At 40.6% G+C, this 20,688-nt stretch carries 15 protein-coding genes and 1 pseudogene; 11 read left to right on the plus strand and 5 right to left on the minus strand.

Going from position 1 to position 20,688, the window contains the following annotated elements:
• Positions 1-17: 17 nt before the first annotated feature.
• The 11 genes and pseudogenes from ACZ5C4_RS04305 to ACZ5C4_RS04355 all read left to right on the plus strand — a co-directional run bounded on the left by ACZ5C4_RS04305 (position 18) and on the right by ACZ5C4_RS04355 (position 15,555).
• Positions 18-714 (plus strand): annotated as a pseudogene (locus ACZ5C4_RS04305) (response regulator transcription factor).
• Positions 686-2,845: a sensor histidine kinase gene (locus ACZ5C4_RS04310; RefSeq protein WP_464522304.1), complete on the plus strand. Its 2,160-nt coding sequence runs from the start codon at positions 686-688 to the stop codon at positions 2,843-2,845. The pseudogene ACZ5C4_RS04305 and the gene ACZ5C4_RS04310 overlap by 29 nt, the downstream one beginning before the upstream one ends.
• Before the next feature lie 359 nt (positions 2,846-3,204).
• On the plus strand, positions 3,205-4,317 hold the full coding sequence (locus ACZ5C4_RS04315; protein ID WP_464519918.1) for an anaerobic sulfatase maturase: 1,113 nt from the start codon (positions 3,205-3,207) through the stop codon (positions 4,315-4,317).
• A gap of 32 nt (positions 4,318-4,349) precedes the next feature.
• Positions 4,350-5,066 carry a Crp/Fnr family transcriptional regulator gene (locus ACZ5C4_RS04320; RefSeq protein ID WP_464519919.1) on the plus strand — a complete coding sequence of 239 codons (717 nt, stop codon included), beginning with the start codon at positions 4,350-4,352 and terminating at the stop codon, positions 5,064-5,066.
• Positions 5,067-5,178: 112 nt separating this feature from the next.
• Entirely contained in the window at positions 5,179-6,693 is a 1,515-nt protein-coding gene (locus ACZ5C4_RS04325; RefSeq protein WP_464519920.1) for a sulfatase-like hydrolase/transferase, read from the plus strand.
• Between the two features lie 177 nt (positions 6,694-6,870).
• Positions 6,871-8,448, plus strand: coding sequence for a sulfatase family protein (locus tag ACZ5C4_RS04330; protein WP_464519921.1), 1,578 nt, complete (start codon positions 6,871-6,873; stop codon positions 8,446-8,448).
• A 256-nt stretch (positions 8,449-8,704) separates the two neighbouring features.
• Positions 8,705-10,066 (plus strand): MFS transporter, encoded by a 1,362-nt coding sequence (locus ACZ5C4_RS04335; RefSeq protein ID WP_464519922.1) that lies wholly within the window; start codon positions 8,705-8,707, stop codon positions 10,064-10,066.
• Positions 10,067-10,112: 46 nt separating this feature from the next.
• Entirely contained in the window at positions 10,113-11,498 is a 1,386-nt protein-coding gene (locus tag ACZ5C4_RS04340) for a sulfatase family protein (protein WP_464519923.1), read from the plus strand.
• Between the two features lie 43 nt (positions 11,499-11,541).
• Positions 11,542-12,984, plus strand: coding sequence for a sulfatase family protein (locus ACZ5C4_RS04345; RefSeq protein ID WP_464519924.1), 1,443 nt, complete (start codon positions 11,542-11,544; stop codon positions 12,982-12,984).
• Between the two features lie 855 nt (positions 12,985-13,839).
• The gene (locus tag ACZ5C4_RS04350; protein WP_464519925.1) at positions 13,840-14,790 is read left to right on the plus strand and encodes a CPBP family glutamic-type intramembrane protease; all 951 of its coding nucleotides are present in this window, start codon (positions 13,840-13,842) and stop codon (positions 14,788-14,790) included.
• 87 nt (positions 14,791-14,877) lie between these two features.
• Positions 14,878-15,555, plus strand: a complete 678-nt coding sequence (locus ACZ5C4_RS04355; protein ID WP_464519926.1) for a TIGR00266 family protein — start codon at positions 14,878-14,880, stop codon at positions 15,553-15,555.
• Here ACZ5C4_RS04355 and hydF read toward each other — a convergent pair.
• The 5 genes from hydF to ACZ5C4_RS04380 form a co-directional block, all read right to left on the minus strand.
• A complete protein-coding gene (gene hydF, locus ACZ5C4_RS04360; RefSeq protein WP_464519927.1) occupies positions 15,539-16,732 on the minus strand; it encodes a [FeFe] hydrogenase H-cluster maturation GTPase HydF in 1,194 nt (397 codons plus the stop codon). The two genes, ACZ5C4_RS04355 and hydF, sit on opposite strands and share 17 nt — an antisense overlap.
• A gap of 67 nt (positions 16,733-16,799) precedes the next feature.
• On the minus strand, positions 16,800-18,221 hold the full coding sequence (gene hydG, locus ACZ5C4_RS04365) for a [FeFe] hydrogenase H-cluster radical SAM maturase HydG (protein ID WP_464519928.1): 1,422 nt from the start codon (positions 18,219-18,221) through the stop codon (positions 16,800-16,802).
• A gap of 47 nt (positions 18,222-18,268) precedes the next feature.
• A complete protein-coding gene (hydE, locus tag ACZ5C4_RS04370; protein WP_464519929.1) occupies positions 18,269-19,330 on the minus strand; it encodes a [FeFe] hydrogenase H-cluster radical SAM maturase HydE in 1,062 nt (353 codons plus the stop codon).
• 13 nt (positions 19,331-19,343) lie between these two features.
• Positions 19,344-19,604, minus strand: a complete 261-nt coding sequence (locus ACZ5C4_RS04375) for a TM1266 family iron-only hydrogenase system putative regulator (protein ID WP_464522305.1) — start codon at positions 19,602-19,604, stop codon at positions 19,344-19,346.
• Between the two features lie 422 nt (positions 19,605-20,026).
• Positions 20,027-20,338, minus strand: a complete 312-nt coding sequence (locus ACZ5C4_RS04380; protein WP_464519930.1) for a hypothetical protein — start codon at positions 20,336-20,338, stop codon at positions 20,027-20,029.
• Between the last annotated feature and the right edge of the window lie 350 nt (positions 20,339-20,688).

The following is a 20,688-nucleotide window of genomic DNA, read 5'->3' on the forward strand; positions in this document are numbered from 1 at the left end:
AACATGAGGAGGATAACATGAAGACAAACCATATCTTGATTGTGGAGGATGACAAGGAAATAAGGGAAGGGATTCAGATATATTTAAAAAGTCAGGGATATGAAGTGTTTCAGGCGGCAGACGGAATAGAAGGACTTGAGATTTTGGAGAGAGGAGATCCATCTGGCGATTGTGGATATTATGATGCCTCGAATGGACGGCATCCATATGACAATGAAGCTGCGGGAAAAGTATGATTTTCCTGTGATTATGCTTTCTGCGAAATCAGAGGAGGTAGACAAGATAACCGGTTTGAACCTGGGCGCAGATGATTATGTGACAAAGCCGTTTACGCCGATGGAACTGATGGCGCGTGTAAATTCCCAACTGAGACGGTACAAGAAATTTATGGAGAAGCTGGCGCCCAAAGAAAATCTCCATGTGATCGGCGGACTGGAAATTAATGAGGACACAGTGGAGGTATCTGTGGATGGTAGTCCGGTGAAGCTGACACCGATCGAGTATAAAATTCTTCTGTTGCTTGCAAAAAATCCAGGAAGAGTATTTTCAGCAGAAGAGATTTATGAAAGGGTATGGCAGGAGAAGGCGATTAACACAGATACGATCATGGTGCATGTGCGCAATATCCGCGAAAAAATAGAAATCGATCCAAAAAATCCAAAATATTTAAAGGTGGTGTGGGGTGTTGGATACAAAATCGAAAAACAAATATAGCTGGGGAATTCTCGCAATGCTTATCGTGGCAGCCCTGTGTTCTGCGGGAATGTTGTCCACGTACCGGCTTGTGGCCGAGGATATGGAAGAAGTATCCTCCGAGCGTTACATCACAAGAGAAGCCTATTATGGAGTTGCAGATGATTTGTGTGAGGGGATTTATTTTCTTTATAATGAGTATTCGAATGAGACAGATAAAGCGGATATTCTGGCTGACTATACAGAGAGTGGATTCCTATTGCTGCGCAAATACATGGACTGCGGCGTATTCGATAAGGAAGGAAATCCACTGATAGAAAATTTTTCGGCAGATACGGCAAAAAAATTGACTGCAGAGGAAACAGAGTATGCTTTTCGAGTTGAATTTACGTTTCAAGGGGACGGAGATCTTTCTGACATCAGTGTAAACGGAAGAGAGGTAGACGAACGAACGCAGTATTATGCGCAGAGAAGCTACCTAAAGGAAATGGAAGATACGCAGTTGTCTTATTGGAGTGAGATTTCTACTCCGCGGGACGTGACGATTATCTACGGCATGACAGAAGACAACTTAAATGCATATGTAAATGCTTCCAGTAGTATACAGCATATATCTGCTTATGGCATTATCGGATACAGCCGGCTGATGACGTTTATGATAGTATTCGCCATGATAACCGGCGCGGCGGCATTACTTCTTCCGTTCTGGAAAAAATTAGACATAGGGAGTGCGGCAATATTTCATGCTCCTCTGGAAGTCGCCTTGCTTGTTCTATGGCTGCTGCTGTATGGAATGGTTTATTTTCCGGCATCTGTAGTGATGGCGACGATAAACAAGGATTTACCGCTGATTATTCCAGGGCAGAACAGTCCGGCAAATGAGATGTTTGGCATATTGATTAACTTTGTCATGTGGCTTTGCTTCTATGTAGTTGTATATTGGAGTTTTACCTGTTTGAGGGCTGTATTTACTATGAAGAAGGAATATTTTGTGAAAAGGACACTGACAGCGCGCGCGATACGCTGGTTAAAGACGGGCGGAGGAAGCGTCGGGAAGAAAATCGGAAGTGGAATCGGTAAGGTATGCAGGCGGACAGGTAAATTTGCGGCAAAGCAGTATGATACCCTGCTGCATCTGGACTTTCAAGACAAAACGAACCGGACTATTTTCAAAATTATCGGAATTAATTTTATTGTTCTTGCGATTATATGTAGTATGTGGTTTTTCGGACTTTTCGCACTGCTGGTCTACTCGATTATACTGTTCTTCTTTTTGCGGAAGTACTTTCACGATTTGCAGGATAAATACAAATTATTGTTAAAATCTACAAACCAGCTTGCAGACGGTGATCTGGATACTCCGATAGAAGGGGACATCGGCTTGTTTAATCCGATTCAGAATGAATTGAAAAAAATCCAGGCAGGATTTAAAAAAGCAGTAGAAAAGGAGGTGAAGAGTGAGCGAATGAAGACAGAGCTGGTGACGAATGTATCGCATGACTTAAAAACACCGCTGACGGCGATCATCACGTATACAGATCTGTTGAAAACAGAAAAGGACGAAGAGAAAAGAAGGGAATATATTGATGTACTGGAGAGAAAATCCCTTCGATTAAAAGTCCTGATAGAGGATTTGTTTGAGATTAGTAAGGCGGCGAGCAAAAATGTCATTATGCACTATATGAAAGTAGATATTGTAGATTTACTCAAGCAGGTCGGGCTGGAAAATGACAGAAAGATCAAGGAAGCGAATCTGGAATTTCGCTGGAAGCTGCCGGATCATAAGATTGTTTTGAACCTGGACAGTCAGAAAACATACAGAGTATTTGAAAATCTGATTGTCAATATCACCAAATATGCGCTACCTCATACGCGGGTATATATTGAAATGACAGAGACAGACTCCCGGGTGCATATTTTTATGAAAAATGTCTCTGCCGCGGAGCTTGACTTTAATGTAGAAGAGATTACGGACAGATTCGTCCGAGGGGATTCTTCCAGAAATACGGAAGGGTCCGGTCTGGGGCTGGCGATTGCAAAGAGCTTTACAGAATTACAGCACGGGGAGTTAAAGATTGAGACAGAAGCAGACTTGTTCAAAGCAGAAATCGTATTTCCTAAAAATAATATAGAAGAAACAGAGGAGAACTAAGAAAACTGGCTTTGCAGTGTGAAAGAACCTTTAGACACTGCAAAGCCAGTTGTGTTATAATCTATGTCTTTACTCTCAAAACAGTTCAGACCACTATCAGCCATCAGTCATCTGAATGGGGATTAGCGCGGATTTCACATTTACATGAACGGGGATTTGAGTTATACGTTCTTTTTACAAATGAAAAATGAAAAACATATATGAGTTTTTTAATATATGTAATGAAAATGAACATTAGATATGGTATAATACCTCAATTAAAGACTCAAACCTGTGCTATGGCCCAATACAAGAATGGAGTAAAAGCCAGCAATATATTTTATTAAACTGAGACAAAGGGTATAGGAGGAATTATAGAAATGCCTGCAATAACTGTTATGATGAAGCCATCATCGGGAATGTGTAATATGACTTGTGATTATTGCTTTTATTGTGATGAGACGCAAAAAAGGATACAAGAATCATATGGATTCATGTCAGAAGAAACACTTAAAAATATTATCAGAAAGACAATGATAAATGCAGATGTATCGGTGAATTATGCCTACCAGGGTGGTGAACCTACTTTAAGAGGAATTAATTTTTTTAAAAAGGCCGTAGAATTACAGAAAAAATATAATCGAAAGAATCTTCAAGTGAATAATGCCTTTCAAACAAACGGACTTGCAATTGATGAAGAGTGGTGTCGTTTTTTCGTAGAGAATAACTTTTTGGTTGGTGTCTCTATTGATGGAATATCAGAAGTTCATGATGCTTACCGTCATGATAAAAAAGGTGGCGGTACGTATCAAAGAATCGTGAGAGCAACAGAATTAATGGATGATTATGGTGTAGACTACAACATATTAACGGTTGTAAATCAGCGCACAATAGAAAACATCAATACAATTTATAAAGAGTACAAAAAAAGAGGGGTGAAATATCAACAGTATATTGCATGTCTTGATCCGTTGGGGGATGAACATGGCAAGACGGAATATGGAATTTCAGCAAAACAATATGGGGAGTTTTTAGTACGACTATTTGAACTTTGGTATCGTGACTGGAAAAAAAACAGGCAGCCATATATACGGCAGTTTGATAATTATATCGCGATGATTTTAGGTTATCCACCGGAAGCTTGTGACCAAAGAGGGATATGCGGCGTGCAATATGTAGTTGAGGCAGACGGTGGTGCATATCCTTGTGACTTCTATATGTTGGATGAATACCGGCTTGGCAACTTCAATGAGAATAAAATGAAAGAAATGGATAAGAAACGGGAAGATATAAGATTTATAGAACGTTCACGGCATCTGGAGCCAGAGTGTAGACAATGCAAACACTTTTATTTGTGCAGAGGGGGATGTCAACGTCATCGTGACTTTGTTTATGAAACAGGGAATTTTAGTAATTATTTATGTGAGGGATATAAATTGTTTTTTGATAAGTGCAGTGAACAGATGCTGGAAATAGCAGCTACATTACGATGAAAAAGATGTGGGTTTATGGTGGAGGATATTTTATGAAAGAAAATGCAAAAGACAATTTGTATCAAATCGTCAAATTTGTTGAATCACAAGACATGGAAAAAGAAATAGATATAAAAATGATAGTTCCATATTTAAATAAATATATGAAAATACGTGAAATACCTAAAAACCATTATATTACCAGGGAACAGGAAATGCTTAATAAAGTATATTATATTATTTGTGGGGCTTATGATATGACCCGACTATCCGAGAAAGGAAAGATGAAAGTTCAGGCACAAAGGAGAGCACCACAGTTTATTGGGATAGATAAAGCAATCGACAAGAATATGAAAGGCAATTTTACAAGCATAGCCCTAGAGAAATGTACAGTTTTAGAAATAGATCAGAAATATTTTGTGGAATGTATTAAAGAAAATGGGGATTTGGCGATAAAACTCATTAAAAATATTTCAGAAAAATTGGTGAATGCGTCATTGGAGATAGACCGTTTGGTATTTAACACGCCAAAGGAGCAATTGATGCACTATATATATCAATATTGGAAGGAAAGCCCTGCCAAGCATTCGATATGTAGAATTGAGGAAAAAAATAGTTATACAGCGGATAATGTAGGTATAAGTATAAGAACTTTTTACAGAGTATTGGATATTTTAAAGAAAGAGAAGTTAGTCTGTATACATAAAGGCTGTATAGAGGTGGATGAAAAACAAATAAAAAAAATAAAAGAATTGCTATCTCTGGAATGAAGAACATATGCTTGCGAAATGCCATATGGCATAGACAGTATCGGGAGATTTGCTATTATAAAGATACGAAAATTATATACTTTAAAGTGAATAAGTATCAGGAGGTTTAAAAATGGCAAAGAGACCCAATATTGTTTTTATTTTGAATGACCATCAAGCATATCATGGGCACGGTGTAAATGGCAGTGCAGGTCCTCTTCGACCTAAATTTGATGCATTTGCAAAAGAGGGAATCAACTTTATAAATGGATATTGCGTATCACCGATGTGTGGTCCTGCAAGAAGAAGTCTGCTGACGGGACTATACCCTCATACACATGGACAGATCCATAACGAAAATGATCCGGAATATGTACATCAAGTATACCTGGATAAACTGGCAGAAGAAGGATATAACAACTATTATTATGGAAAATGGCATGCAGGTCCAGGTTGCGCTTATGATCATCACTGCGAAGGCCTTTCAGAAACAGGTTACGGGAATCCGTATAATACACAGGAATACGATGATTATTTAAAGAAAAGGGGGCTTCCAAGAGCACAGCACAGAGTCGAGAGAGTCTTTACACAGGATGACTATGATAGAAAGAATTATTTTCCAAAGTTAAAAGAAGGAAAATTATATCAGTGTGAAGATTTTTGGTGCGGAGAACACGCTATTGGTGTCACAGTTACGCCTAAAGAAACTCATGAATCTTTCTTTTTAGCAAATTTAGCCTGTGATAAGCTGGAGGAACTGGCAGAGAAGAAAGCGGATAAGCCATTTATGTTGAGAGTGGATTTCTGGGGACCACATCAGCCGTTTTTTCCTACACAGGAATTTCTGGATATGTATGATCCTGAAAAAATATTGGAATATCCCACTTTTAATAGTAAGTTAAAGGACAAGCCTCATACGCTACATATGGAGGCAAACCGCCCGATTGGAGATGGAGAAAACATTATATATCCAAATCCTATTTCATGGGGGGAGTGGCAGAAAATACTGGCACATTGCTACGCGCATGGAACTATGCTTGACGCAGCGGGAGGAATGATTGTTGACAAAATTAAGGAACTTGGCTTGGATGAGAACACAATCATCATATGGTCAACAGATCATGGAGATGCAATTGCATGTCAGGGCGGTCATTTCGACAAAGACTCGCATATGGCCCAAGAGGTTATGAGGATTCCTATGGCAATGGTGTGGAAAGGAGTAATCGATCCAGAGCAGATATGCGATAAGTTAGTGTTTACATGTGACATCCCGGTGACAATGTTAGATGCAGCGGAGACAAAATTTTCTAACCCGGTAGATGGAAAAAGCCTGCTTGATCTGGCACTCCATAAAGAACAAGCTAATCAGTGGAGAAAGGAATTAATGTGTGAGACTTATGGGCATGGCTATGGACTTACAATAATCGGAAGAATGATTACGGACGGAAAATGGAAATATGTTTGCACAGAAGACGATCTGGATGAACTGTACGATCTAGAAAGTGATCCATATGAGAAAGTGAACCTTGCAACAATAGAAAAATATTATTCTAAAGTAGAAGAAATGAGAGAAAGACTCAAAAAGTTGCAACAGGAACATCATGATCCGATAAAATTAGAAGATTTGTTGACAAAAGCAGAAAAGTAAAGCGAAATCTAAAGGAAAAGAAACTATATCAGTGTGGAGATTTTGGGTGTGGTGAACATGCTATCGGAGTAACCGTAACTCCAAAAGAGACACAAGAATTCTTGGATTTATTTATGGGGAGGATGGTCACAGACGGACGATGGTTAGTAGACGAAAACACACAGGGAGGTAGATGAGATGAAAAAGCCCAATATTTTATTGATTACGACTGACCAACAGAGATACGATACTATCTGCGCTATGGGATATGAACATATGATAACACCAAATCTTGATCAGATAGCAAGGGAAGGATGCTGCTACCCAAATGCGTATTCTCCAAATCCTGCCTGTCTTCCGGCAAGACACAATATTATTACGGGATTACCAGCAAAATTTCATGGATTTGATGATAATTATTTTGATAAAAATGCAAGGACGATTCCACAAGATCTTCCTACATTTGCACAAATCTTATCTGACAGTGGATATGATACGATAGCTGTGGGAAAAATGCATTTTCAGCCATGCAGGCGGCATAATGGTTTTACAAAAATGGAACTTATGGAAGAGATTCCGAGACACTTAGAAGACGATGAATATGCAATGTATCTTCAGGAAAAAGGATATAAAGACATCCAAAGTATCCATGGAGTCCGGCATATACTTTATATGATGCCTCAGCGGTCACTGTTACCAGAAGAATATCATGGGAGCAGCTGGGTGGCAGAAAGGAGCGTTTATCATCTAAAACAAAATGATGGAAAAAGGCCATTTATGTTGTGGAGTAGCTTTATAGCTCCACATCCACCTCTGGATGTTCCTGAAAGGTGGGCAGATCTCTACAAAGATGTGAAGCTTCCGCCTGTGAAGAAAACAATAACCCCAATCTCTGAATTGGCGGAGGAACAAAGAGATATGACAGACTATCCCAGTGAGAAATATCTGCAAAGAGTACGTGAATTGTATATGGCAGCAATCTCTTTTGTGGATTATAATATCGGAAAGATAATACAACAGCTAAAAGATATGGGGGAATATGATAATACTTTAATCATATTTACCAGCGATCATGGAGAATTGCTTGGGGATTATGGTACATATCAAAAATTCTTGCCATATGACGGCTCTGCAAGGATTCCTTTTATAGCAAGATATCCAGGAAGAATAGAGGCTGGAAGTAAGGATGAAAGATTCGTCGATTTAAATGATCTTTTGCCCACCTTTTTGGATGTGGCTAAAGTGATGTATCCAAATCCGGAAATACTGCCTGGTGAATCAATTCTTGTTAAGCATGGTGTGAAAGATCGCACTGTACAGTATTTAGAATATAGTCATGGTAACAAACGGTGGGTGAGCATCAGAAACAGGAGATATAAATACAATTATTATTATGGCGGTGCGAAAGAAGAATTATTTGATATGCTTCACGATCCTGATGAAACAAAAAATCTGCTATTTGAGAATAGTTCATGTGGTATAAGAAATATCGCAAATGAGTTCAAAGAGCAGTTGATTGCTTATGAGAAAAAATATGGTCTGGACGGCTGTGTTGAAAATAATCAATTTGTTTTGTTTGACGATTATAAAAAAGTATTCCGCAGGGAGAATAATCCGCCTAAATTTACAAAGTATGAAAAGTACCATTATATAAGTCTTGAAGATGAGGTGAAGTTAGCAATTAAACAGGAAGAAGTAGTAAATATAAATGAAATGGATCTGACATTTTATGAAGAAAAAGGTTATTTAGACTTAGACTTATTAAAAAGAGAATAAAACAGTCAGTAGGCTCTTCTGCAAATTCAAAATTGTAGGAGAGCTTGTTAGTTTTTACAAGAAAAAATAGATTATGTTTGAAATAGTTGTACACTGAAGTTGTAGTAATTGAACAAAAATTAAGAGAAAAAATGTAAATAATATCTAAAATATAGTAAGTGTGCCATATGGCATAGAAACATGTAAGGTAAATCGGTTAGAGTAATAACAACTTATAAAGTCCTTGTAAAAAATAAAAGAAAGAGAGGAAAGTTGTATGACAAACAGTGGCAATGGGGGCAAAAATAGAAAAACAGACTATCTAAATTTTGGTAAATATTCGGTTGGTGGAGTAGGATATAGTATGACCAATCAGATTATACTGGCTTATCTGACATTCTTTTGTACAGATATTTTTGGCATTACAGCGTTTACAGTAGCGGGCTTGATGCTTGTTACAAAAGTAATCGATGCGATTACTGACCCTATTATGGGATTTATCGCTGACCAGACGAGAACAAAAAGAGGACGTTACAGACCATATTTGATGTTCGGGGCTCCCATATTAGGCTTTTTGATTTTCATGCTTTTCAGTTCGCCAGATCTTACGCCGGCTTTGAAGGTTATCTTCCTGTATGTGGCTTACATAGCATATTCGCTGGCATTTACAGTGGTCGGAGTACCATTTCAGGCGTTAGTACCTGTTTTGACAAAGGATGCAAAGGAACGATCAATTGTTGTATCATGGAAGAACATCATGGTTCAGGTGGGCAAATTTTTTATTACTTCTTTTGCACTGCCACTTGTAGAACTATTCGGCGGAGGAGTTATGGGCTGGAGAACATACGGAGGTCTTGTCGGAGTTCTGGTTACTATATGTTTCTGGAGCGTTGCTTCTGCAGTAAAAAAGTACGATACTGTTGATGTGGAAATAAAACGAAAAAAAATAAATTTCAGAAAAGAAGCACATTTGATTACAAAGAACAAACCTTTACTAATGCTTATCATTGCTTTTGGTACAGACATGATAGCAAACTCAGCGTTGATGGCAGCAAATGTATATTACTTCAAATATGTATTGAACAGAATGGATCTTGTCGCGATTTCAGCGACAGCATTGACTATCACAGGTGTCATTTCAAATATTGTAATGCCGGTATTGGTAAAGAAATTCGGGAAGAAAAGATTATATTGGTGGGGAACATTTGCGTCCATTATCCCATTGGCAGTTCTACTTGTAAAACCGGTTGTTCCTGCGAATATCTTAATGATTTTACTGGTTATATTTGGCTTAATTTCCGCATTGCCAAGTTCACTGGCATGGGCTATGCTTCCGGATTGTGCAGATTATGCGGAGTATAAGACAGGAATATCCGGAAATGGAGTGATAGCTTCAACATTTACATTTATGAATAAGCTGTGCATCGCAGTAGGAACCTCTGGAGCCAGCTTTATTCTAGCAATGGTTGGTTTTACGGCAAATTCGGTACAAACAGAACTTGTACTGGCTACAATTGTCTTTTTAAGATTTGGAATGCCGATTTTAGGATATATTGCCTCTCTGATTTCTATGCATTTTTATGAGATTACGGATGAAATGCACGCTGAAATCACGAAAGCACTTGAAAAAAGAAGGTAAAGAACTTATAAAATTTTATTGCTGAATGGTTAAGTTAGGAGGAACCATGAAAAAAAATCTTTTATTTCTTATGACAGACCAGTTTGTCTATAATGCTATGGGACATTTGACAAGTGGGATTCTGACCCCTTGTCTCGATGAAATCGCGGAAAAATCCATATGCTTTTCAAACTGTTATACAAATTCACCACTGTGCATGCCTGCAAGGGCAAGTCTTGCGACAGGTCTTTATCCAGAAGAGCTGGGGATCAATAATAATAGCTGTGAAGGGCTTAACTGCCACTCTGTTACTTGGATGCAGCAGATACGAAAAGCGGGATATGAAACAGTACTATTCGGTAAGGCTCACCTTCACAAATTCCCGGCAGATATGCGGGATAAGGAAGAACAAACAAGGGGATATGGATACGATATTGTAGATGAACTTCCGGGACCACGTACATATGGGAAAAAGAAATCAAGTTATTATGACTACTTGAAAAAAAGGGGTCTGCTTGAATGCTACTGCAAAGATATGGATAGACGTTATAAAAATGGACATGTATATGACAGCAGTCCAACGCCATTGGAGACGAGAGATTATGCAGATGTGTATATTGCTAATCGGGCAATTGAGTATTTAGAACACGTATCAGAAAAAAAGCCATGGTTTTGTACAGTAGGTTTTGGCGGGCCACATGAACCATGGGATACGCCAAAAGATTATGTAGAGCTTTATAAAGATATGATGCCGCCCCGGCCTCTTAATGCACCTTATACTTTTAATCCAAACCGTCCTAAGGGAGTGTATGATGAGATATTAAATGGCAAATATGATCCAAATCTTACAGAAGATATATTAAATATGACGTCGGACGATATTTCTGCTCTGCGTCGCAGCTATTATGGACATATTACCTTAATAGACGATCAGATCAAGAGAATCTTAAGCTGTCTTAAGAATAGGGGGATGTTGGACAATACCATCATTGTATTTACTGCTGACCACGGAGAACAAAATGGAGACTATGGTTTGCTATTTAAACAGACCTTTTTTGAAACTTCTATAAAAGTCCCGATGATGATTTTATTACCTTCAAAAGAAGGATGTGAAATAGACAAACCGGTTGAACTAATGGATATAGGTGCAACTTGCTGCGACTTATTAGGCATAGAACAAGAAATTGGTCATGCACGCTCATGGCTCCCATTTTTAAACGGAAGTGGAGAATTAAAAGAACGGATTATAGCACAACTTTATGGTGAAACAATGCTGTTAGAAAAATCGTATAAGGCAGTGTTTAACGGAACAGATGAAATCTATTTGCTATTCGATCTGAAAAATGATCCAAAAGAAAGTGAAAATCTGGCAGGAACTGCAGAGGCTGAAGAGATAGAAAAAAATATGAAAAAATCTTTGGAGCAATGGCGTAAAGGCTTGAGGCAGAGATAATTCTTTAGACTGCTTATAAGATGATTGGTGGTGAGGAGAAAATATGAATAATAGAAATGTTTTATTGATTACAGTTGACGATATGTCATGGGATTCTTTAGGGTGTATGGGATGTAGGGTCCCAGATATTACGCCTAATATCGATCGTTTGGCAGAAGAAGGGGTGTTATGTGAAAACTCTTATGTGGCCATAGCGGTCTGTCAACCGTCGCGCTCCGCATTGATGACTGGAAGGTATCCACATAAAAACGGTGCAAGAGGGTTTGAACAGATTGATTTTTGCGTTACCACGCTGACGGAACATCTGCGGGAATATGGGTACTATAACGGTATTATTGGAAAAGTGCCCCATTTACAGCCAGAAGAAAAATTTGCATGGGATTACGCAGCACATACGCTAACGGAAGAAGAAAGCTGGGGACGGGATCCAAAACGGATGTATGAGCATACGAAAAAGTTTATCAGGCAGGCAAAAGAGAAAAAACGTCCGTTTTTTCTGATGGCAAATTCCCATGATCCTCATCGTCCGTATGCAGGTTCTGAATTCGAAACACCAGAATTTTTGTCAAAATCTGGTAAATGTACCAAGAGAGAGACGGACTTAAATGACGGATCATATTTTCGTGGGAAATATGTGTCGGCAAGGAGATACTACAAGCCAGAGGAAATTGAAGTACCGGGTTATCTACCGAATCTGCCGGACGTGCAAAGAGAGGTTGCAGACTATTATTCGTCCGTACATCGCGCTGACGAAGCTGTTGGATGTATCCTAAAAGCGTTGGAAGAGGAGGGGATGAGTGAAAATACTTTCATTATGTTTCTTTCAGATAATGGAGCAGCGTTGCCATTCGCAAAAACAAATTGTTATCTTCATGGTACAAGGAGTCCGTTTATAGTGCGTCTGCCTGGTGTTATTCCATCCGGAAAACGGACAAAAGCTCTGATATCTTCAATTGACTATACTCCTACAGTACTTGATTTTTTGGAAATAGAGCAGATTGCCGGTGTTGACGGAAAGTCTTTGCGCAATGTACTGGAGCATGATGTACCCCATCAGTATGATACTGTTTTTACTTCTTTTTTTAAAACGGCTAAAAACGCCAGTACAGGGAAAGAACGACATTATCCAATGCGGTGCGTGCAGGGAGTAAAATATGCCTATATATTTAATGCATGGGCAGGAAATGGTGAAAAATTTTTAAATGAATCCACATCAGGGCTTACATTTCCCGCAATGCAAATTGCTGCTGAAACGGATGAAACTATCAAAAGCAGAGTGGATTTTTTTCTGTATCGAATACCGGAAGAATTTTATGACATAGAGAAAGATCCAAATTGTTTATATAATTTAATGGATGCTCCGTCATATCAGGGGCTGATCATATCCTACCGAAAAAAAATGCATCAATATATGGAGCATACGCAGGATGGCTTATTAGATATTTTTAAGAAAAAAGTGATGGATGCAAACCGTCTTCTGTCATAAAAAATCAAAAATATAATGAGGGATAGAGAATGAAAACAGAATTACTAATTGAATTAATGGGGTATTTTGGCTCGATACTCGTGGTTGGGTCCATGCTGATGTCTTCTATTGTAAAATTAAGAATCATTAATTTGATAGGAAGCAGTATTTTTTCTTGTTATGGATTTATTATTCATTCATATCCGATTGCATTCATGAATTTATGTCTAGCAGCTATTAATATTTATAATCTGGTGAAATTGACAAATAATGATAAAAACTATCACTTGTAAGAGGTGTCCGGATTGTCTGCTATCTATTTGAACTTCTTTCACGACCAATACTGAGTGGCATGATTATTTGTGGCATTTTAGGCGGAGTGGTGGGACGTGCTATTAATGCTAAAATTGAAAGCAGCATTGTAGATAAACTTTTCATAATACTTATGTTTGTTATTATCATGATCTGTTTTTATAATATATATTGTTTTTCCTAAAATATTTTAATGGGAAAACGGAATAATATGGTCTTACGGTATTAGTGATAGAACTAAAAATCTTAAGAACGGAAACCAGACAATGTTGATTACAACAACGATAAGCGTTTTTGGAATGACTTAATATTTAAGCGTAAATATTAGAAAAGGGACTGTCATCTTATGACATTGATTATTAACCTTCTTCTTTTGTATATATGAAAGATGTTTATTTATGTACAATGGAAGGAGGTTTTTTATGCCTTTTGAAAACTCTATAGTGATTTTCCCAGTGTGTTGTTTATATAGTTGTGTTATAATCAGGAAAATGATATTGTAATACAATCCTTTCAGGATAGCGGAGTTCGCCTGATAAGGTGTAAAAAGAAAGGGGAACAGAATTGGAAGAGGAAAAGAAAAAGGAATACAGGACACTGCGGCCCTGGCAGGGATTTCTGGTTATTCTTGTGGCGGCCGTATACCTGTTTTTGATTGCCCCGAAAATCGTAGGACAATTGGGAAGAATGGGAAGTATTTTAGGAGAAGCAGGTTTTTTCATTCTGTCTGTGGCTGCGGTCTGGATATGGAAAGGAAACTTAAAAGAAGTGTTCCCTTTCCGAAAGCCGTCTTTTACAGCTATAGCAGGGGTTGTTATTATGTGGATGGGGATGATGCTGGTACTCTCTGTCACTACGCTGATATTACAGTTGTTTTTCCCGGCAGTATATTTTGAGTCAGGGGTTGAGACAGCACTTGGATATGCGGGCACACCGGTAGTCCTGCTGACATTGATCTTAGCGGTATCTCCTGCAATTTGTGAGGAAGTGTTATTTCGGGGTGTGTTTGTCAACAGTCTGCGTCCCCTGAAAAATAAATGGGCGATCCTTCTCATCAGTGGTATCATATTTGGGCTGTTTCATGGCAGTCTGGCTAAATTCCTGCCGACGACTCTGGGCGGCATTGCACTTGGATTTATTTTCCTGGAGACAGGGAATCTGTTTTATAGCTGCCTGTATCATTTTATCAATAATATGTCCTCTGTTGTAGTGATTGCCGCTTTAGGAGATATATACCGGTATATGGCGCAGAGCAGCTATGGGCTTGAGATGCAGGAAATTCCGCTGGCAAGCATAGGATTGTCGGTGATTCTGTCAGCCGCAGCTCCGGCCTGCCTTTATATCGGCAATTATTTGCTGCACAGCCAGACAGAGGGCTATCGTGACACCTTGTTTCCGCGGAAAAAACCGGGTGTCGTGATTTCATTGATTGCAGTCTCCGGCATTCTATTTGTTTCCGGCGTGTATCTTTTTATCTATGGAATGATAGAGGCAGGGCCTATGTTGTATAAGTGAGAAATAGTAAGACACAGCAGAAAAAATACAGTATAATGGAAATAGAGTGTGAAACGGTATGGGAATGGCGAAGAGGAGGTACAAAGGATGAAGTATGAAATAAAAGGGGAAACACTGCCGGCGGTAGTCTGCTATCTGGACAGAGGAGAGCAGATGATCACAGAGAAAGGCTCTATGTGCTGGATGTCTCCGAATATGAGAATGGAGACAACCTCAAACGGTGGATTTGGCAAGGCATTTGGGAGAATGTTTGCAGGGGATTCCTTTTTCCAGAATGTCTATACCGCAGAGGGCGGGAATGGGATGATTGCATTTGCCTCCAGCTTTCCGGGGAGAATCATACCTTATGAAATTCTCCCTGGAAGAGAATTGATTGTCCAGAAATCCGCTTTCCTTGCTTCAGAAGCGGAGGTAGAGCTTTCTGTATATTTTCAGAAAAAACTGGGAAGCGGCATTTTCGGCGGCGAGGGATTTATCATGCAGAAGCTTTCCGGCAGAGGCATGGCGTTTCTGGAATTTGACGGACATATCGTAGAATATGATCTACAGCCCGGACAGCAGATTGTAGTCGATACCGGATATCTTGCGGCGATGGAAAGCTCCTGCATGATGGATATTCAGACTGTGCCGGGGTTAAAGAACATGGTGTTTGGCGGGGAGGGTGTATTCAATACGATTGTAACAGGCCCCGGGCATATCTGGCTTCAGACAATGCCGATGTCGAATGTAGCGGGAGAAATTTTTAAATTCATGCCTTCGAGGTAGAAAATACAGCCGTACTTCGCTTTAAAATCCCTTTCATGTGTGCGATTGCAGTTCCGTAATTGGTGATGGGAATTCCCTGATCCTTCGCACAGCATAGGCGGTATTGCATTTCGCGGTCGTTCAGCATACAGCCTCCGCAGTGAATAACCAACCGATAAGGGGACAAATCAGCGGGGAATTCCGTTCCGCTTGTGAAGGAAAAATGGATATTTTTTCCGGTATGGTTTAAAATCCACTTGGGCAGCTTGACGGTTCCAATATCATTGCATTGTCTGTGATGGGTGCATCCTTCGGAAATAAGAATCGTGTCATTGTCATTTAGTCGATCCAGCATGAGGGCGCCCTCTGTTAAAGTCTGTAGATTCCCTTTATATCTGGCGAACAGGATAGAAAAGGAAGTAAGGGGAATCTCCAGGGGGGTGTCAGCGGCAACTTTTTCAAACACCTGGCTGTCTGTGATTACAAGAGCAGGTGTTTTTTTCAACTGATGGAGGGTTTCTTTTAGCTCTGTATCCTGTACGGCGACTACGGCTGCGCCGGAATCCAAAAGATCCCGCATTGTCTGCTGCTGGGGCAAAATCAGACGGCCTTTGGGCGCGGCGTCGTCGATGGGAATGACAAGAACGACAAAATCTCCGGGAGCAACCAAGTCGCCCACGATTTTTTTCTCCTGCCTTTCTTTCGGCACACAATCTGCGATTCGATTTTTTAGCGTGTCTATGTTTTCTCCTGTATCCGCGCTTACCCATACACTGTTTTGTGTATCAGCGTATGGGGGCCGGACTAAATCACATTTATTATAGACAATGATAAAGGGAATTTTTTTCTCCTGAATTTTATTTAGAATCTCTCTGTCTTTATCGGTGATTCCGGTCCTTCCATCCACAACGAGGAGAGCAATATCTGTTTTGTTCAACATCTGGACTGCTTTTTTTATCCGCAGAGCTCCAAGTTCTCCCTCGTCATCAAGCCCCGGGGTGTCTATGAGGACAACCGGCCCCAGGGGCAGAAGCTCCATGGATTTTAGTACGGGATCTGTGGTGGTTCCCTGTACCTCAGAGACAATCGCCAGATTTTGTCCGGTAACTGCATTGATAATGCTGGATTTTCCGGCGTTTCTTCTGCCGAAAATCCCGATGTGCAGTCGGTTTGATGAAGGTACTGCGTTAAGGCTCATAATATTTCTCCTCTCTTTGCTTCGTAAGAATTGTTCTTACTTGCGATATTTAAAAGACAGATCAGGATTAAAAGCGGAAATCCCTGCGGTTATCTTGTTCAATCAGCCTCAAATTATCCAATACTACAGCGCGTGCCTTTTCGTTGGGAACGTTTAATACCTCTTTTTCAATCAGCTTGTCTCCGATTGCCTTTGTTTTCGGTGAGGCATAGTCTGTCAGATATTCCTTTAAGGTCATCAATGCATTCGGATGGCAGCAGTTCTGAATCTGCCCGCTTTTGCACAGAGACATGAAACGATCGCCGGTTCGTCCTTCACGGTAGCAGGCGGTGCAGAAGCTGGGAATATATCCCATTTCCATCAGCCAACAGACCACTTCATCAAGGGTTCTTGTATCGATAACGTCGAACTGCTCGGATTTTTCGGCATCTGATTCCGGTTCGCAGTAGCCGCCCACGCTGGTACGGGAGCCGCCGCTTATTTGAGAAATACCTAGGTGGAGTACGTGCTCTCTTGTTTTCTGGCTTTCACGGGTAGAAATGATCATGCCGGTATAGGGAACTGCGATGCGGATACAGGCAACCAGCTTCGCGAATGTGTCATCGTCGATACCGTTTTTAAACTCTGAAGAATCAATGTCATCCGCATCACGTAGACGAGGAACACTGATTGTATGAGGTCCTACCCCGAAAGCCGCCTCTAAATGTTCTGCGTGCATCAAAAGTCCGGCAAATTCATAGCGGTATTTATCCAGTCCAAATAAAACCCCCACTCCTACGTCGTCGATTCCGCCTTTCATTGCACGATCCATTGCTTCTGTATGGTAATCATAGTCATGCTTTGGCCCTGTCGGATGAAGGTTTAGGTAGCTTTCCTTATGATAGGTTTCCTGGAATAAAATGTAGGTGCCGATGCCTGCTTCTTTTAAAAGGCGGTAATTGTCCACAGTGGTTGCTGCAATATTGATATTGACTCTGCGGATGGCGCCGTTTTTGTGCTTGATGCTGTAAATCGTGTTGATACAGTCCAGATAGTACTCCATTGTATTACGTACAGGATCTTCCCCTGCCTCGAGAGCGAGGCGCTTATGCCCCATATCCTGCAGTGCAATGACCTCTTGGCGGATCTCCTCTTGAGTTAGTTGTTTTCTGGCAATGTGCTTGTTCTTGGCATGGTATGGACAGTAGGTACATCCATTGATACAGTAGTTGGAAAGATAAAGAGGGGCGAACATGACAATCCGGTTGCCGTAGAAATCTTTCTTAATCTGTTCTGCCAGTTTAAAGATTTCCTGATTTTTTTCCTCCAGGTCACAGGCGAGCAGGACAGAAGCCTCTCTGTGGGAAAGTCCTTTTCGTTTTTTCGCCTTTTCAATCAAGGCGTCAATCAAGGCAGTATTGTGCTTGTTTTCGTCTGCATAGGCGAGCGTCTCCAGGATTTCTTCGTGGTTGATAAAGTCCTCTGCGTGTTTTGAGTTTACATCATACATTGTTATATCCTCCATAGTATTATTTAGTAAGTATTATTTAATAAAGGTCATTTTTCTTCGGTTGTGTTTAAAGAATCGCCACGAGTGACTGTGATATGGCAGCCGACAGAATGTATGCGCTGTTCTAAGTCCTGTATGCATTCTGCCGCCTCCGCCCCCGTACAGATTTTATTGTCATAGAGCGCGTAGTCTTTGCGGACGTTCCCAGGTGAAAGATTTGGCATCACTACATTCGCACCGGCAAGAATTCCCTGCTCCCTTCCGTCTGGTGCGATCGTACCAAGCGCGGTGGTGGCGGGCAGAAGGACTTTGGGAAGCAGCAGGCGGATAAGAGCGAGCAAGAAAAGCGTCAACTCTAAAGTACCTGCGCTTTCGCCGGAAAAAGGCGTGTCGTGGTGCGGGATAAAAGGCCCGATCCCTACCATGTGCGGGTTGAGCTCTTTCAGAAAAAGCATATCCTCTGCCAGATTTTCCGGAGTCTGGTAAGGAGAGCCGACCATGAATCCAGTACCGACCTGGTATCCGATTTTTTTTAAATTCCACAGGCACTGCTGCCGGTGCGCGGCGCTTAGAGACGCCGGATGAAGCCTGGCATAATGGGAAGCATTATAGGTCTCATGGCGCAAAAGATAACGATTGGCTCCAGCGTCAAAGAGTCTCTGATAGCTTTCAAGGGAACGTTCTCCGACAGACAAGGTAATGGCACAGTCAGGGAAAGAAGTATGGATCGACTTTACAATGTCTTCCAGGACAGGATCGGTATAGTACCCGTCCTCCCCGCCCTGGAGTACAAATGTACGGAATCCAAGCTCATAGCCTGCGCAACAGCAGGAGAGAATTTCTTCTTTTGTCAGGCGGTAACGGTTTACATGCGGATTACTTCTGCGTATGCCACAGTAGAGACAGTCATTTTTGCAGTAGTTAGTGAATTCAATCAGTCCGCGTATATAGATGTCGTCACCGTAATATTTTTCACGTGTCCGGAGTGCCAGCGAAAATAAATATTCGCTCACTTCGCTGTCTCGGCTCTGGATAAGCTGTACCCATTCTTCTTTTGAAAGGGCATGGGTGCAGGCAAGCTTGTCGATAAGTTTATTTAAGCTCTTCATGTGTACTCTCCGATTATGCGTTTGTTTTGGCGTAGATAGTTTTTGTGCTGATTCCGGGAAGCATACCCAGTTTTCCGGACAGGGCGCTGATAACGTCATTTGGGGCGTCAATGGCGACGCTGATAATAGAGATCCCCTTTTCCCGGTAGGGGATTCCCATTCTGCCGATAATGTAAGTGGCATATTGACTTAATAGGTGGTTCAACTCGTCTATATGGGTATTTGAATTGACGACGATCCCGATAAGGGCTATTCGTGTTTCCGTGGCAGACACCTCCTTGTAGTATGTGTTTAATCTGTCCAAAGGCTCCCAGTGTGAAATAGCTTTAGTGGCAGGTCTTTCCTGGAAAACAAAAAGACCTGCGCCTTTTAAGCGCAGGTATGACAAAAGCAGAGGGAAACCCTCCTTTACTACCTTTTCATATATGCGCCTTCTTACTTAGGAAATTCCTTTGTAATCAGAACGAAGCTATGAAGAAATTATAGCATATTGAGAAAAAATACACAATAGAGGAGGAAAAGTTCTGCACAACAAACACATGAATGTGTTTCCCTGCTAAGCCTATTGAATTTTAAAAATTTTTACAAATCCATAAGCTCATCCAGATGTTTTTCTGGATTTGTTCCAATTGCATAACGTTCGTTTCTTTTTTATGCTTAACGGACGACGACCCACTTCTGATATCTTTAAGATATTCAATGCCAGTGATAACTTTCTATCATCCAGTGCCCCCGCACTGCTCTCTGGATCTTTTCTATATCTGTCGGAAGACTGCTGATAAAATATCTCTCATCCACTGCCTCTTTTCCATCCGCTTCTGTTATCGTATTCCGTGTCGGCACTATGCTCTTTAACCCGTCTACTTTTTCTTCCGGCTTAGCCACGAGATATCTTCTGTCTGCCAGTACTCCCGTTTCTCTATCTTTCCCCGTGGTTTTTCTATTTTTTTTGTATGCACATTTTTGCAGGAGTTCTTCATCCGAAAAATACCCTTTCACATCCTCCATCAGACTTCCTTGGGTCCCTTTATATTCAGGCTGTCTAATAATTCAGGGAGTGCTGTTATCTCATTTGTTTTTTCTTCCACGCACTTCTGCTCCAGACAGAACCCTCTTTCATCTACTGCACTGACGATATGATTGCCTTTCTGCTTTTTATTTCCATTTCCCCTCTGGGTTGGCAATCGTGGCAAAAAAACACAAGCATGATAATATCCATCCTTTTTTTCGAATATACCAGAAAATCAGGATAGATGTTTACAATTTATTCATTCATGCGTTTGTCGTGGGCTTCGCTCGACAAGGTATAGATTTTTGGCAATACTTTTGATAAAATAGAACTATCATTTGCGATGGTC

This window comes from Mediterraneibacter flintii, assembly GCF_055387595.1.